Here is a 2079-nt window from a genome sequence, read left to right as displayed (position 1 = left end):
CATGTGTAAGTATTTCCTCCAACTCCTCCAGTAGTTTCTAATTCTAAAACTCCTGATAAATCTCCATGACACTGAATACTCGAAGTCTCTTTTATTGATATTAATAATTTTTCTGGTTCATTTACTTTATATGATACATTTACCTCACAATTATTTTTATCTTTTAAAGCTAATGTATATGTACCTGCTTTAACATTTAATAAATCTTTTGTCAATGATACTACTGTACCAGATACATCTGTCCATGAATAAGCATATGGCTTAGTTCCTCCACTTACATTTAACGCTATTTTACCATTCGATAATCCAAAACCGCTAACATCTGTTATTGTTTCTTTTACTTCTAATAATAGTGGCTGTGTTATGTTAAAGTCTAAAACTTTAATTCCTCCTGATTCTGTTAAATAACAATCATTTGAATCTTTTATTTGAACTTGATAACTATTGCTCGATAAATTCTCTATTGAAACTGTTGATGCAAATGAATTCCATGTTCCATAAGCATTAGCTCCTTTTTTAATTCTATAAAAATATCCTCCTGTTCCTCCTTTAACAGATAATTCTATGCTTCCATCTTTGCTCTCAAAACACGATAAATTTTTAAAACTACTTGTTGCTGTTAATAAGGTTGGTTCTATAAGATTATATACGGTACTTGTTGCCTCTATTCCGTTTGCATCTACAACCTTTACATAATAAGATTCTGCTCCTAAATTTGAGATACTTAACGTATTACCTATTACTGCATTTGTGGTTGCATTATACCATGTGTAAGTATTTCCTCCAACTCCTCCAGTAGTTTCTAATTCTAAAACTCCTGATAAATCTCCATGACACTGAATACTCGAAGTCTCTTTTATTGATATTAATAATTTTTCTGGTTCTCCTAAATTAAAAACCTGATTTAACTCACATCCTTTTTTATCTAATACTTGTAACTTATAAATACCCGCTGGAATATTTAAAATACTATTTGTAGTACTTATAATATTACCTTTATCGTTTTCCCATTTAAAAGTATATGGTTTTGTTCCTCCTATAACAGAAACTGTAATTTCTCCGTCTGATAAACCTGCACCTGTTGGTCTTCTAAAAACATCTGTAACAATTTTATATTCATCAGGCTCTGTTATTGTAATTGTTTCTTCTTTTCTACATCCATTCTCATCTGAGACAACTACCTTATAAACTCCTTTAGTAATATTCGATAAATCTTGAGTCTTTTTTCCATTATTCCATACATATGTATAAACTCCTGTTCCTCCTACAACTGTTAAATCAATGCTTCCATCATTACCTCCATAACATTTTACATCTGTCTTTGTATAACTTAATACTACTTCTGCATTCTCCTTTAATTTATAATCTTGAAATGCTGTATTCCCTTTGGAATCTTCTACTACTAATCTGTAATCGCCTGCTTTAGCTGTTAATCCTACTCCTGTTCCTATTACCTTAGTTAAGTTTAACTTATTATACCACTTGTAATCGTACGATGAACCTACTGTTAAAAATCCTCCTGTTACTGTTGAACTTATTGAACCATCTTCTCCATTACATCGAATCTCTGAATTTAATGATAAAGATACTTCCAGTTTCTCTGGTTGATATATAGTATATTCTTTGATTAATTTACAGCCTTGCGAATCTGTTATTGTCATTTCATAAACAATTCCTGATATAGAACCTGCCAAACCTGTTATATTATTTGAAGTTCCTTTTTCTACACCTGTACTCTTTTCTTTTAAAGAATAGGTATAAGGTGATGTACCTCCTGTTACTGTTACATTTACACTCCCGTTTAATAAACCAAATCCACTCGCATCTGTTGTACTTGATCCTGAAATTGATAATCCTGCAGATGGCTCTGTTATTGTTACTGTAACTTCCAATGGTGTACTTGGACAATTATTAATATCCTGTACTAATACTTTATATTTTCCTGCCTTTTGATTCTCTATTTTCTTTAAAGTTGAAAATACTACACTACTTCCTTCTTTAAACCATTTATAAGTATAATCATTTGCTCCTCCAACAGCATTAATTTCTATAGCTCCTGTTGATTGACCTTTACATTTT

Annotated in this window: 1 protein-coding gene; it reads right to left on the bottom strand. The window is 30.9% G+C overall.

Annotation, left to right across the window (positions count from 1 at the left end; translation table 11 throughout):
* The coding region (locus tag OIF36_02690) for a hypothetical protein (protein ID MCV6599370.1) at positions 1 to 2079 on the bottom strand (2079 nt) is incomplete at both ends.

It is taken from the genome of Alphaproteobacteria bacterium (assembly GCA_025800285.1).
GTDB lineage: Bacteria > Pseudomonadota > Alphaproteobacteria > JAOXRX01 > JAOXRX01 > JAOXRX01.
Note: the sequence above shows the minus strand (reverse complement) of the source record. Positions and strands in the feature narration are given on the sequence as shown.